This is a genomic window from Streptacidiphilus neutrinimicus, from assembly GCF_000787815.1.
GTDB classification, from domain to species: domain Bacteria; phylum Actinomycetota; class Actinomycetes; order Streptomycetales; family Streptomycetaceae; genus Streptacidiphilus; species Streptacidiphilus neutrinimicus.
In genome coordinates this window covers 26989-40732 of record NZ_BBPO01000019.1, presented here as the reverse complement: position 1 = coordinate 40732, position 13744 = coordinate 26989, and the positions used below count along the sequence as shown (strand labels likewise).

The 13744-nt window shown below is 69.5% G+C and carries 11 protein-coding genes and 1 tRNA gene; 2 read left to right on the top strand and 10 right to left on the bottom strand.

Annotated features, from left to right (window positions below):
- Positions 1-132: 132 nt before the first annotated feature.
- Both efeB and TR48_RS14810 read right to left on the bottom strand, forming a co-directional pair.
- Entirely contained in the window at positions 133-1314 is a 1182-nt protein-coding gene (gene efeB / locus TR48_RS14815; RefSeq protein WP_042367027.1) for an iron uptake transporter deferrochelatase/peroxidase subunit, read from the bottom strand.
- A 134-nt stretch (positions 1315-1448) separates the two neighbouring features.
- Positions 1449-2639, bottom strand: coding sequence for an EfeM/EfeO family lipoprotein (locus tag TR48_RS14810; protein ID WP_236652154.1), 1191 nt, complete (start codon positions 2637-2639; stop codon positions 1449-1451).
- A gap of 194 nt (positions 2640-2833) precedes the next feature.
- Here TR48_RS14810 and pyk point away from each other — a divergent pair, with 194 nt between their 5' ends.
- A complete protein-coding gene (pyk, locus tag TR48_RS14805) occupies positions 2834-4279 on the top strand; it encodes a pyruvate kinase (RefSeq protein WP_042367025.1) in 1446 nt (481 codons plus the stop codon).
- 71 nt (positions 4280-4350) lie between these two features.
- On the opposite strand, the gene TR48_RS14800 is transcribed toward pyk, so the two are convergent.
- Both TR48_RS14800 and TR48_RS14795 read right to left on the bottom strand, forming a co-directional pair.
- Positions 4351-5985, bottom strand: a complete 1635-nt coding sequence (locus TR48_RS14800) for an APC family permease (RefSeq protein WP_042367023.1) — start codon at positions 5983-5985, stop codon at positions 4351-4353.
- A gap of 411 nt (positions 5986-6396) precedes the next feature.
- A tRNA-Leu gene (locus TR48_RS14795) sits at positions 6397-6477 on the bottom strand.
- Positions 6478-6568: 91 nt separating this feature from the next.
- Between TR48_RS14795 and TR48_RS14790 the strand changes: the two genes are divergently transcribed.
- On the top strand, positions 6569-7195 hold the full coding sequence (locus TR48_RS14790; protein WP_236652153.1) for an ANTAR domain-containing response regulator: 627 nt from the start codon (positions 6569-6571) through the stop codon (positions 7193-7195).
- 59 nt (positions 7196-7254) lie between these two features.
- On the opposite strand, the gene TR48_RS14785 is transcribed toward TR48_RS14790, so the two are convergent.
- The 6 genes from TR48_RS14785 to TR48_RS14760 form a co-directional block, all read right to left on the bottom strand.
- A complete protein-coding gene (locus tag TR48_RS14785) occupies positions 7255-7971 on the bottom strand; it encodes an ABC transporter ATP-binding protein (protein ID WP_042367018.1) in 717 nt (238 codons plus the stop codon).
- Positions 7968-8813, bottom strand: a complete 846-nt coding sequence (locus TR48_RS14780) for an ABC transporter ATP-binding protein (RefSeq protein ID WP_042367016.1) — start codon at positions 8811-8813, stop codon at positions 7968-7970. The genes TR48_RS14785 and TR48_RS14780 overlap by 4 nt, the downstream gene beginning before the upstream one ends.
- A 5-nt stretch (positions 8814-8818) precedes the next feature.
- Positions 8819-10612, bottom strand: coding sequence for a branched-chain amino acid ABC transporter permease (locus TR48_RS14775; RefSeq protein WP_042367014.1), 1794 nt, complete (start codon positions 10610-10612; stop codon positions 8819-8821).
- A 5-nt stretch (positions 10613-10617) separates the two neighbouring features.
- Positions 10618-11547, bottom strand: a complete 930-nt coding sequence (locus TR48_RS14770) for a branched-chain amino acid ABC transporter permease (RefSeq protein WP_042367013.1) — start codon at positions 11545-11547, stop codon at positions 10618-10620.
- Between the two features lie 140 nt (positions 11548-11687).
- A complete protein-coding gene (locus tag TR48_RS14765; protein WP_042367011.1) occupies positions 11688-12923 on the bottom strand; it encodes a branched-chain amino acid ABC transporter substrate-binding protein in 1236 nt (411 codons plus the stop codon).
- A gap of 166 nt (positions 12924-13089) precedes the next feature.
- The gene (locus TR48_RS14760) at positions 13090-13665 is read right to left on the bottom strand and encodes a hypothetical protein (protein ID WP_052442683.1); all 576 of its coding nucleotides are present in this window, start codon (positions 13663-13665) and stop codon (positions 13090-13092) included.
- Positions 13666-13744: the final 79 nt, after the last annotated feature.

The window sequence follows — 13744 nt, the reverse complement described above, 5'->3', positions numbered from 1 at the left end:
GACTGCACGTGCTTCAAGCTGAACACTCATCAACTGTGCGTCCGCATCCTTCGCGTGACGGCCGACGTGCTGGGACCGCTGAGGTGACGTGTCCGTAAACGCCACACGAAGCCTGGTCTCTGCGCGCGTAGATCATGCGAGCAGGGCCCGAGCATAACGGTCGTTCGCATCCCGAACACCTGGCAGGACGAAGAAGTAGCCGCCGCCGAACGGACGGATGTAGTCGACCAGCGGCTCTCCGGCCAGACGCTTCTGCACCGTGGCGAACTGACGCTCCAGGTCCTGCTGGAAGGCGCAGAACACCAGGCCCATGTCGAGGTTGCCGTTGGCGTCGGTGCCGCGGTCGTAGTTGAACCCGCGGCGCAGCAGCCGCTGCTCGGCGGTCTGCGCGGTGCGCGGGTTGGCCAGCCGGATGTGCGAGTCCATCGGGATGACGTCGCCCGTCGGGTCGGCGCCGAAGTCCGGTGTGTCCGTCTCGGAGCGGCCGTCCAACGGGGCGCCGGAGTCCTTGCGGCGGCCGAACATCCGCTCCTGCTCGGTGATGCCGACGCGGTCCCAGAACTCCACCAGCATCCGGATGAGCCGCACGGCGAGATAGGAGCCGTCCGTGGCCCAGGCCGGCTCGCCCTGTCCCGCGTCGACCCAGAGCAACTGGTCCATCAAGCGGGTGTCGGTGGTGTCGGGGTTGGCGGTGCCGTCGCGGAAGCCCATCAGGTTGCGCGGCGTGCCGACCGGACGCGGCGGCGAGGCGAAACCGTCGATGCGCCAGCGCACCTGCATCGCGCCCCGGGTGTGCCGGGCGAGGTCGCGCAGGGCGTAGGCGATCACGTCGGTGTCGTCGGCCTCCAGCTGCAGCAGCAGGTCGCCGTGGCAGACCGACGGATCGAGGTCGTCGTCGGGGAAGGCCGGCATGGCGGAGAGCCTGACGGGCCTCTGCGCGGAGAGCCCGAAGCGCTCGTCGAAGAGCGAGGCGCCGACCGCGACGAGAGCGGTCAGCAGGCCGCCGGGCGGCACCGGCCCGAGTACCCCGGAGTCGGCGGGCGGCGCACTGATGCCGAGCGGCTCGGGCACCCGGCCCGCGGTGAGGGCGCGCACCCGGTCGGTCAGCGTGCCGAACAGCTCCGTGAGCCCGGCGCGGTCGCCGGCGGTCACGTCGAAGGAGACGAATGCCGCGACGCGACGCTTCGGCGTGAGAACGCCGGCCTGGTGCACACCGTGGAAGCCGCGCGGGCTCCCGGAGGGCGAACTCGCGCGGGCCGCGCCCGCGCCCGCGAGCGCCGTCGCGGCCCCCGTGGCCAGGGCTCCGGCCAGCACGGCGCGCCGTGCGACGTCCTTCCCTGCTGCGCTGTCGGGTCGCGCTCCGCTTCGGTTCCTCTCCGGCCGGGTGCCCTCTTCGCCTGTTCCTCGCGGCGCGGCCCCCCAACCTCCGCCGCGCCTCAGCTCCGCGCTCACTGCGTCCTCCGTACTTCCAGCACGGCCGCGATCGGCGCGAGCTGCTCGACCAGATCCCCGAACACGGCGTTCAGCTTCTCCCGCTGCTGCTGGGCCAGGCCGGCCAGCGCGGTGTTCCCGTCCGTGGTCAGCTGGGCCCGGGCCGCCGCCATCGCCGCGTCGACCTGCGGCATGGGGACGCGCGAGGTGAGCAGCGGGCGCAGCAGGGTCAGCACCTCCGTGGTGCCCTCCAGGTTGGCGCCGACGGTGGCCAGGTTCGAGTCGCTGCCGTAGTCGGTGCGGCCGCTGAGCTCGAACTCGATGGCGTTCTCGACGATCTCGTGCGCCCGCACGCCGAGCACGGCCGGGTCCAGCTGGACCTTCGGCCAGGAGGCCTCGAGTCCGCGCACGTCGGAGAGCAGCTTCGCGGCGACCGGCTCCAGGGCGGTGGTCGAGCCCTGGCGCCACAGGCCGAACTCGACGCCGTGGAAGCCGGTGTCGTGACTGCGCGGGCCGTTGATCTCGTCGTCGACGTCGCCGAAGGCCCCGTACGCGGCGCCGAGGCGCTCGTAGGCGAGGTGTGCGGTGAGCCAGCGCTGCTTGGCGCCCGCGAGGTCGCCGGAGGCGACGGCGCTGTGCAGCGCGTCCACGTCGGTGACCAGGCCGGGCAGTTGGCCGCCGACCCAGTGCTGGTAGGCGAGCGCGGCCGGGATCAGGTCCTGCTGGGTGACCGGCACGACGGCGGGGGTGCCCTGAGTCGATCCCGTCCCGGAGCCGGTGACCGCGACGGTGGGGCCGGTCGCGGCGTCGACGTCCTGCTGCAGGCAGCGGAAGGCGTAGGAGCCGGCCGCGAGGCGGACCAGCAGCGGCCGGGAGCGGTTCGGCGCCAGCCCCTCGACCTCGCCGAGCACGGCGCCGGAGGCGGGCTCGACGAGCTGTACGTCGGCGGGCCCGATCCCGGCGTTGGAGACGTCGAAGACCTGCAGCCCGGAGGCGGCGTGCCCGGTGCTCCAGCCCGCGCCGCAGCCGCCGGGGGAGACCTGGACCAAGGTGTGCGGCAGCCCGGGATAGCCGTCCGCCTGCTGCGCGGACGTGCTCCCCGCGCCCGGCGCCTTCCCCGTGCCCCCCGAGAGCTGCCAGACGGCCGCGCCGGTCAGCGCCATGGCCGCGGCGGCGGCCAGCGCCGTCGTTCGTCGTACCCGTTCCACGCGCGGAAGCCTAGGCAGCGGCGACGGGCGTTCGACAGGGGGAGGGGTGTACGGCAAGGAAGTGTTCCCCCGTGGTTCATCCGCGCGTCCGGCGCGCGTAGGTTTCGGAATCTTCAACGCTCCGTCGGACAAAAGACATCTGACGGACCGCCAGCGCCACGAAGCTACCAGGCGGTAGGAACTAGGCTCGTTTCATGCGCCGAGCAAAAATCGTCTGTACGCTAGGCCCCGCCTCCGACAGCTTCGAGCAGATCAAAGCGCTCGTGGAAGCCGGCATGGACGTGGCCCGCTTCAACCTCAGCCACGGCAGTCACGCCGACCACGAGGACCGTTACCGTCGAGTCCGCAAGGCCGCGGACGAGACCGGCCGCAGCGTCGGCATCCTGGTCGACCTGCAGGGCCCCAAGATCCGCCTGGACACCTTCGCCGAGGGGCCCGTGCTCCTGGAGCGCGGGGACTCCTTCACCATCACCACCGCCGACGTCGAGGGCGACCGCAACCGCTGCGGCACGACCTACAAGGGCCTGTGCCACGACGTCACCCCCGGTGAGCGCATCCTCGTCGACGACGGCCGGGTGACGCTCGAAGTCACCGCCGTCGAAGGCCAGGACGTGCGCTGCACCGTGGTCGAGGGCGGCATGGTCTCCGACCACAAGGGCCTCAACCTCCCGGGTGTGGCCGTCTCCGTTCCCGCGCTGAGCGACAAGGACGTCGCCGACCTGCGCTGGGGCCTTCGTATCGGCGCCGACCTGGTCGCCCTCTCCTTCGTCCGCAGTGCGGACGACATCAAGGACGTCCACCGCATCATGAGCGAGGAGGGGCGCTTCGTCCCGGTCATCGCCAAGGTGGAGAAGCCGCAGGCGGTCGAGAAGCTCGACGAGATCGTCGACGCCTTCGACGCCGTCATGGTCGCCCGCGGCGACCTGGGCGTCGAGATGCCGCTGGAGCAGGTGCCGCTGGTACAGAAGCGCGCCATCAAGCTGTGCCGCCGCAACGCCAAGCCCGTCATCGTGGCCACGCAGATGCTCGACTCGATGATCAACGCCTCCCGGCCGACCCGCGCCGAGGCGTCCGACGTCGCCAACGCCGTCCTCGACGGGGCGGACGCGGTGATGCTCTCCGGCGAGACCAGCGTCGGCAAGTTCCCGGTGGAGACGGTCCGGACCATGTCCCGCATCGTCGCGGCCGCCGAGGAGGAGATCCTCGCGGCCGGGCTGCCGCCGCTGAGCGCCACCAGCAAGCCCCGCACCCAGGGCGGCGCGGTCGCCCGCGCGGCGGCGGAGATCGGCGACTTCCTGCACGCCAAGTACCTGGTGGCGTTCACGCAGTCCGGCGACACCGCGCGGCGGCTGTCGCGCTACCGCTCGCCGATCCCGGTGCTGGCCTTCACCTACGAGCCGGCCGTGCGCAGCCAGCTGGCGCTCACCTGGGGCGTGGAGACCTTCCTCGGCCCCTTCGTCGGCACCACGGACGAGATGATCGACCAGGTCGACGCGGCCCTGCTGGCCATCGGCCGCTGCGAGGTGGGCGACATCGTCGTCATCACCGCCGGCTCCCCGCCTGGGCTGGCCGGGTCGACCAACCTGGTCCGGGTCCACCACGTCGGCCAGGACGACCTGCCGCTGCCGACCAAGCCGTAACGCGCGCACGAGAAGAGCCCGGCCGGAGCGGCGTTGCTCCGACCGGGCTCGGTCATGTCATCCGAGGGAGGTCAGTGCCCACCCTCGTCCACGACCTCGACGTCCTCGATGTTGCGCTCGATCTCGGCGGCCTTGAGCGACGTGGCGATCGCCCAGTAGTAGACGGCCACCGCGAAGACGGCGACGATCGCGATGTCCACCCAGAGCGGGATGTTGCCGGTGCCGCCGAACTGGCCCTGCCAGGAGACGATGCCGACGCCGACCAGGTAGACCGGCAGCCACTGCGCCGACTTCCAGTCCATCTTCGGCGCGTAGGGCTTGCCCGTGGCCGTGGCGTACCAGGCGTACGCGCCCATCAGCAGGTAGCCGAGCAGGATCGCGAGGCCGAGGCGCCACAGGGTGCTCCAGCCGCTCCAGTAGATGATCAGGGTAGCGATGACGAACGACAGCGGCGAGATGACCTGGCCGAACGGCAGGCGGTAGGGACGCTCACGCGCCGGCAGCTGCTTGCGCAGCGCGCCGTAGGCGAGGGGGGCGCCCGCGTACATCAGCACCGAGGCGGAGGTGATGAAGGAGACCAGCGCCTGCCAGCTCGGGAAGGGCAGGAAGCAGATGACGCCGACCACGAAAGAGATGATCAGGCCGAACCACGGCACGCCCTGGCGCTCGGTCTTCTCGAACAGCTTCGGCGCGTAGCCGTTGCGGCTCAGACCGAAGGAGATGCGCGAGGTGGAGGTGGTGTAGATCAGGCCGGTACCGGCCGGGGAGACCACCGCGTCCAGGTAGAGGAACCAGGCCAGCCAGCCGAGGCCGACCAGCGAGGCCAGACCCGCCCACGGGCCGGAGATGCCCTGGTAGGCCAGGCTCGCCCAGCCCTTGGCGAAGGAGGCCCCGGGGAGCGCGCCGATGTAGGCGACCTGCAGCAGGACGTAGATCGCGGCGCCGATGGCCACCGAGCCGAGGACGGCGCGGGGGATGTCCTTCTTCGGGTTCTTGCTCTCACCGGCGAGCTGGATCGCCTGCTCGAAGCCGAGCAGGGCGAAGATGATGCCGGAGGTGCTGATCGCGGCCAGGATGCCCTTGCCGCCGAACGGCATGAAGCCGTGCGAGGTGAAGTTGCTGCCGTGGAAGTGCGTCAGCGCCACCACGAAGATCGTCACCAGCGGGATGAAGATCTTCCACCAGGTCGCCGCGCTGTTGGTGTGCGCCAGTACCTTGACGCCCAGGAAGTTCACCGCCACGAAGACGGCCATGAGGATCACGGCGACGACGAAGCCGGAGGTCGTCAGCGTCCCGTCGGCGTTCTGGAACCCGGTGGCCCAGGACCAGTGACCGGCGTAGCCGATCATGGCCTCGACCTCGATCGGCGCCACGGTGGCGGCCTGCAGCCAGGAGAACCAGCCGAAGGACATGCCGGCGAGGCCGCCGAAGGTGTAGTGCGGGTAGCGCGCGGTACCACCGGCGACCGGGAACATGCCACCGAGCTCGGCGTGCACCAGGGCGAGCAGCACGATGGCGACGGCGCCGATCAACCAGGAGATCACAGCGGCCGGACCGGCCATCATGACGGCGTTCTTGGCGCCGTAGAGCCATCCGGATCCGATGATCGAACCGACGGATGCCCACATCAGACCGATCAGGCCGATCTCACGGCGCAGGGTCCTGCCCTTGGCGGGGGATGAGGGCAGTTGGGTACTGGTGCTCATGCAAGCCTCTCGGAGGGTGGGGAGCAGTTGCTTGAGAGTTGCCCAACCGTAAGGGCGACATTTATCCCATGCATAGACGCCGTTACTGAATAGATGCCTTCGGATGCTGTGTATTCGCAGCTCAGAGAATGCTCAAGTCGCTGAGGAAGATTTGAGCCTGGCTCGTAACGGCGCAGAATATTCAGTGATCTACGCGGGTTGCCCTAAGAATCCGTTGGATACGGGGCCCACGCCTTGAGATTCGTTGGAGGCCGCCTGGGAGGCTGCTGGATCTATGCAGAGTCGGGCGTCGGAGGACGTAAGGGGCGGGCTGGCACTGCGTCCCTTGCGCCGTGTCACGCCGAGATGACCGCTCCCGTCCACATCGTGAGACGACATGAGAAAGGCCCGCCGAAGCGGGCCCTCCTGAGGTGCCGGGTGCGGGATTCGAACCCGCAAGCCTTTCGGCAGATGTGTTTGAGACATCCGTGTATGCCGTTCCACCAACCCGGCCGGTCGTGTGCATGAGCACCATACCGTGTGCGCCCTGCGTGATGCAGCTAGGTAGGCTTGCGCCGTACGCCCCGGAGCTACGAGGAGCATCGTGACCGCCGCCGACGAGCAGGACCCGCACGTCCCGCCGACGACCACCCGTGTCGTCATCGCCGAGGACGAGGCACTGATCCGCCTCGACCTCAAGGAGATGCTTGAGGAGGAGGGCTACACCGTCGTCGGCGAGGCCGGTGACGGTGAGACGGCCGTCCGCCTGGCCGAGGAGCTGAAGCCGGACCTGGTGATCCTGGACGTGAAGATGCCCGTCCTGGACGGCCTTTCGGCCGCCGAGCAGATCCACCAGGCCCACATCGCGCCGACCCTGATGCTCACCGCCTTCTCCCAGCGCGAGCTGGTGGAGCGCGCCCGCGACGCCGGGGCGATGGCCTACATCGTCAAGCCCTTCAACAAGGGCGACCTGGTCCCCGCCATCGAGATGGCCGTCTCCCGCTACAGCGAGATGCGCGCGCTGGAGCTGGAGGTCGAGGACCTCAACCTGCGGCTGGAGACCCGCAAGCTGGTCGACCGGGCCAAGAGCGTGCTGCAGACCAAGTTCGGGCTGACCGAGCCGGCCGCGTTCCGGTGGATCCAGAAGACCTCGATGGACCGGCGGATGACCATGAAGGCCGTCGCCGAGGCCGTCATCGAGGAAGGCGCCGCGCAGGACGCCAAGAAGTAGCGGACACAGGAAGAGGGGTGCGGGGCCGACGGCCCCGCACCCCTCCCTCTTCCTGTGCCTCAGTCCTCGCCGAGGTAGGCCTTGCGGACGGACTCGTCGTGCAGCAGGTCCGCGCCGGTGCCGGAGAGCGAGATCCGCCCGACCTCCATCACGTGCCCCTGGTCCGCCAGCGACAGCGCGGCCTGGGCGTTCTGCTCGACCAGCAGGATGGTCATGCCCTGCGCGCGCAGCTCCGTGATGGTCGACATGATCTTCTGCATCATGATCGGCGACAGGCCCATGCTGGGCTCGTCCAGCATCAGCAGCTTAGGCTGCGACATCAGCGCCCGGCCCATGGCCAGCATCTGCTGCTCACCGCCGGACAGCGTGCCGGCGGCCTGCTTGCGGCGCTCGCCCAGGATCGGGAAGAGCTCGTACGCCCTCTCGACGTCGGCCTGGATGCCCGGGGTGTCCCGGCGCAGGAACGCGCCGAGCAGCAGGTTCTCCTCGATGGTCATCCGCGCGAAGATGCGGCGGCCCTCGGGGGAGTGGGCGAGGCCCATCCGGACGATCTCGTGAGCGGGCTTGCCGTCGATCCGCTCGCCCTTGAAGAGGATGCTGCCCGCCGTGGGCTGGTGCAGCCCGGATATGGTCCGCAGCGTGGTGGTCTTGCCGGCGCCGTTGGTGCCGATGAGCGTGACCACCTGTCCTTCCTCGATGCTGAAGGAGATCCCCTTGACGGCCTCGATCTTGCCGTAGGCGACGCGGAGGTCCTGGACCTCGAGAAGCGCGGTCACTGGTTCTCCTCCGGGGTGGTGCTGTCGGCGTTGCCCTCGTAAGGCGTGCCGAGGTAGGCGGCGACGACGCGCTCGTCGCCCTGGACGGTCGCGGCGTCGCCCTCCACGAGCTTCTGGCCCTGGACCAGGACGGCCACGCGGTCGCACAGGTTGAAGATGAAGCGCATGTCGTGCTCGATGACCAGGACGGCGACGCCGCGGTCGCGGACGGCGAAGACCAGCTCCTCGGTGGCCCGGGTCTCCTGCGGGTTCATCCCGGCGGTGGGCTCGTCGAGCAGCAGCAGGCCTGGCTCGCTGGCGAGGGCGCGGGCGACCTCGAGCTTGCGCTGCTCGCCGTAGGGGAGGTTGCGGGCCAGGGTCCCGGCCTTGTTCGCCAGGCCGACGAAGTCGAGGTACTCCATCGCCTTGGCCCGGGACTCGGCCTCCTCGCGGCGGTAGCCGGGACCGCGCAGGATGGCCGAGATGAGGCCTTCCTTGGTCCGGGTGTGCCGGCCGACCAGGACGTTCTCCAGGACGGTCATGTTGTGGAAGAGACGGATGTTCTGGAAGGTGCGCGCCATGCCCGCCTGGGTCACCTTGTGCGGCTTGGGCGGGAGTGTCTTGCCCTGGTAGGTGACCGTCCCCTCGGTGGGGACGTAGAGGCCGGTGAGGCAGTTGAAGAAGGTGGTCTTGCCGGCGCCGTTGGGCCCGATGAGTCCGATGATCTCACCGGAGTTGACGGTCAGTGAGACGTCGTTGACGGCGGTGAGGCCGCCGAAGCGCATGACGACGTTGCTGGCCTGGAGCAGCGGGGTGCCCGGGGCGGGTGCGTTGTCGACGGTGGCGGTGGTGGTGTCGGTCATCGCGTTCAGGCCTCTGCGGTGCGGAGTTCGGGGGTGGGCCCTTCCTGGCCGCCCTCGGTCTGGGATTCGTGGAACTCCAGCTGGCGACGGCGGTTGGGGATGATGCCCTCGGGGCGGAAGCGCATGAACAGGATCAGGGTGATGCCGAAGAGCAGCAGCTGGTAGTCGTGCAGGAAGGAGAGCTTCGCCTGCAGCAGGAAGAACAGCGAGGCGCCGACGAGCGGTCCGGAGACGGTGCCCATGCCGCCGATGACGACCGCGGCCAGGAGGAACGCCGAGTTCGGCGGGGTGGGCCCGGCGAACTGGAAGGTGTCGGGGACGATGCTGTAGTTGACGTGGACGAAGACGGTTCCGGCGAGGCCCGCCAGGGTCGCGCCGAGCGCGAAGGCCAGCAGCTTGAAGCGGAAGCCGTTGATGCCCATCGCGGTCGCGGCGGTCTCGTCCTCGCGGATGGCGACCCAGGCGCGTCCGATCCGGGAGTCGGCGGAGCGGGCGAACACCAGCACGATGATCGCGGTGAACAGCAGCATCAGCTCGAAGTAGTTGGCGAAGCGCCCGATGCTGAACGGCCCGAAGTCGTGCGCGGAGCCGAAGTCGAATCCGAAGATGTTCAGGTCGGGGACGTTGCTGATGCCGATCGCGCCGTTGGTGACGTTCGGGCCGGAGGTCCCGTCGAGGTTCTGCACGACGATGCGGAAGATCTCACCGAAGCCCAGGGTCACGATGGCCAGGTAGTCGCCGCGCACGCGCAGCGTGGGCGCGCCGAGCAGGACGCCGAAGATGCCGGAGACGGCGGCGCCGAGCAGCGCCGCGGCCCAGAACGGGATCTGGACGTTGAACGCGGTCCCGGCGGCGCCGGAGACCAGGGCCGCGGTGTACGCGCCGACGCCGAGGAAGGCGACGTAACCGAGGTCCAGCAGGCCGGCGAGGCCGACGACGATGTTCAGCCCCAGGGCGGTGGCGGCGAAGATCAGGATGCTGACGCCCAGGTTGGCGTTGGCCTCCGCGTTGGAGCTCGTCTGGGTGAACGGGAAGAGCCCGGCCGCGACGAACGCGCCGACGGAGGCGAGGACGCGGTGGCGCTGCATGATCTCGCCGAGCCGGCCGAAGTCACCGGAGCGGTTCAGGGCCCAGGCGGCGAAGCCCGCCAGGATGAGGAAGCCGGCGAACAGCTCGGGGTAGGAGGTGTCGACGCCGTAGGCGAAGACGCCGAGGGCCGCAGCCAGGGTCAGCAGGACCGCGACCACCTCGACGGCGGCGTGCAGCGGCCTGGCCGGGCGCAGGTCGGGGCGCTTGCCCGGGTAGAGCAGCACGCCGAGGCCGTGGCCGCGCGGGTGCTGCCCGTCGCGGGGCAGACCGAGCGCGCCGACGACGGCGAGCAGCGAGGCGATGCCGGCGATCCAGCCGCCCGTGGTCAGGTTGGCCAGCCCGCCGAGCTCGACGCTGATCGCGATCAGGGTGAACCAGGTGGTGGCCGCCGCGCCGACGGCGAGGATGACCGTGGTCCCCTCGGCGCCGCCGGGGGCCAGGCCGCGCAAGCCCGGAGTGCCGTAGCCGACGAGGAGGTAGAGCAGGGTGAGCAGCCCGCCGGTGAAGGTGATCCACTGCAGTCCGCCGGGGTAGCCGGTGACCGTCAGGTCCCCGGGGAACTGCGAGCTGTAGGTCCAGGACAGGAAGGCAGCGGCGGCGGTCAGCACGGCGCCGGCCGCGGTGACCGCGCGGGCCGCGGCGGTCGGGAGCGGTATGGCCGGCTTGGGCGCGGCGGCCGCTTCGGGTCGGATCTGGAGGGTGTCGGTCATGGTGGTTACGCCCTGTCCGCGACGCGCTCACCGAGCAGGCCCTGCGGCCTGACCATGAGCACCAGGATGAGGATGACGAAGGCCCAGACGCTGGACCAGGACTGGCTGCTGAACTGGCTCATGCCGGGGATGTCGGCGATGTAGATCGCGGTGAGGTTCTGGACGAGACCGAGGACCAGACCGCCGAGCATCGCGCCGTAGATGTTGCCGATGCCGCCCAGCACCGCCGCGGTGAAGGCGTAGAGGCCGGTGAGGAAGCCCATGTCGAACTTGATCTCGCCGTAGCGCAGACCCCAGGCGACGCCGGCGATCCCGGCGAAGCCCGCGCCGAGCGCGAAGGCGATGACGATGACCCGGTCGGTGTTGATGCCCATCAGCTTGGCGGTGTCCGGGTCCTGGGCGGTGGCCTGCATGGCACGGCCGGTGCGCGTGCTGCGGACGAAGTAGGCCAGGAACAAGGTGGAGATCACGGCGGCGACCACGACGAAGATGTCCGCCGACTGGATCAGCACGCCGCCGATGTGGAACGGTCCGCCCGGCAGGCTCGGGAAGACGCGGGGCGACTTGGCGCTGGGGTAGAAGCCCCAGACGAGCTGCTGCAGGGTGATCGAGACGCCGATCGCGGTGATCAGCGGCGCGAGGCGTGGCGCGTTGCGCAGCGGCCGGTAGGCGAGCCGTTCGGTGAGAACGGCGATCACGGTCGAGGTGACGATGGCCCCGATCAGCATCAGGGGGATGGCGATCCACATCGAGGTCCCGGATCCGAGTCCGAGGTAGACCGACAGGGCGCCGAAGGCACCGGTCATGAAGATCTCGCCGTGGGCGAAGTTGATGAGCTGGACGATGCCGTAGACGATCGTGTAGCCGACGGCGATCAGTCCGTAGGTCGCGCCCAGGAGCAGGCCGTTGACCAGGTTTTGCGGCAGTTCGTGCACCGCGGTCCTCCGTGTTCGAGCCGGTGTCGGACCCTGTCCGCGGACCGGACGTGGAACCGCGCGGGGGCAAAGGTGTGGTGCCCCCGCGCGGTTGGTGTCTCAGAAGGTGGTTCGACGGATGCGTGCCGGTACGGGCGACGTCAGCCGGAGAAGGTGCCGGTCTTGATGGTGGTCCAGACGCCGTTCTTGACGCCGTAGACGGTCAGCTGCTTGTTGGTGGCGTCGCCGTACTGGTCGAAGGAGACCGTGCCGGTCACACCGGAGAAGTTGACGTTGCTCATCGCCTTCTCCACCGCCTGACGCGGGTTGCTGGGCAGCTTGCCGCTGTTGGCGCTGACGACGGCCTTGACGGCCTCGATGATCGCCCAGGCGCTGTCGTAGGAGTAGCCGCCGTACGCGCCGTAGGCCTGGGAGTAGCCGCCGGCCTTGTAGTTGGTCACGAAGGTCTGCGCGGAGGGCAGGGACTCGACCGGCGCGCCCACGGAGGTGGCGTAGTCGCCGTTGGCCGCGGTGCCGGCCAGCTTGACGTAGGTCGGGTCGTAGTTGCCGTCGCCGCCGATCACCGAGATGTTGTCGCCGGCCGCCTTGAGCTGCTTGGTCAGCGGGGCCGCGTCCGGGTACTCGCCGCCGAAGTAGACGAAGTCGGCGCCGGAGGACTTGATGGCGTTGACCGTGGAGGAGAAGTCGCTCGCGCCGCTGGTGACGTGGTCCTGGCCGGCCACCGTGCCGCCGAGCTTGGTGAACTCGTCCTTGAAGGTGCCGACCAGGCCGACGCCGTAGGCGTCCTTGTTGTCGACCAGGAAGACCTTCTTCTTGCCCAGCGTGCTGTACGCGAACTGAGCGGCGAAGGGGCCCTGGATCGCGTCCGTGGTGGCGGTGCGGAAGTACGAGGCGAACGGGCGGGCCTTGGTGCCGGTCTGCCAGTTCGGGCCCTGGGTCAGCGCCGGGTTCGTGTTGGCCGGGGAGACCTCGACGAGGTTGGCGTTGTTGAACGTCTTCTGCATGGTCAGCGCGACACCGGAGTTCAGCGGGCCGACGACGCCGATGACGGAGCTGTCGCCGACCAGCTGGGTGGCGTTCAGGCTGCCCTGCTGCGGGGCGGCCTTGTCGTCCAGGGCCTCCATCTTGAAGGTGACCCCGGGGACCTCGTTGGTCTTGTTCGCGGTCTTGACCGCGAGATCGACGGAGTTCTGGATCCCGATGCCGAGGGCCGAGAGCGAACCGGTGAGCGGCGCGTCGACGCCGATGGTGACGGTGGTGGAGCCGGAACCGGAGCCGCCACTGCCGCTGTTCGACGCACGGGAGCCACAGGCGGTGAGGGTGAGCGTGCCGGTGGCCGCGATGGCGGTCAGCACAAGCAGGGAACGGTTTCGCACGGAGTTTCCTTCCTCTGGCATGAGGGGGTCGATCCGCGCGCAGGCCCCGACCTGTCTACCCATGGCGCGGTGACTGGCCGTGACTTTAGGCCTCCGCTGCGCTCGCCTGGGAGCTATTGGAGGGCTATGTGATGGAGCTGTTATCACCTGAGGAAGATTTGAGACTTCACCCTCGACGGCAGGCGGCGGTCATCGCGCGGTGCAGGTCCGAGGTGTATCTGTCACCGAGTATTTCGCTTTCCTGCCCGATTGCGCGGATGTTACGGAACGTAACATCGATGAAAGGTAGTTCGTCGTCCATCGGGATGCGGGTGCAGTCTGCCGCGGTGGCGATGAGCTGGATGCGCACCGTTTGTCCCGGTTGCACCGCGACCGGCAGGCGGGGGTCGGTGTGCAGTGTCAAGCCCCGGTAGTCGACGGTCATTTGAACAACCGTCAGCGGTGCTGCGTCCTGGTTGCGCACGGACACCGAAAAGTCGGCGGTGCGGCCCGACGGATCGCCCGCCGGCATGCCGTCGTAGGTGACGGCGGCGTGCTCGGCCGGCCATGCCGTGGCGGCGGGAGCCGGGGGTTGAGGGCGCGTCAGGTCGACCGTCAGGAACGCCAGTACGAGCAGGGCAGCGGGACCGAGTGCCAGGACGAGTCGGCGCCGCGTACTCTGCGCGCGCCACCAGGTGCTGAATCTGCGCTCCGCGCCGCGGGATTCGAGGATCTCGACCGGCTCGGGACCGGAGCCCGCCATGGGAGACGTGCTGCCCGCGCCGAAGCCCTGTCAAACGCGGGAAGGAGCCCCACCGCCCGTGGTGAGGCTCCCACTTCGC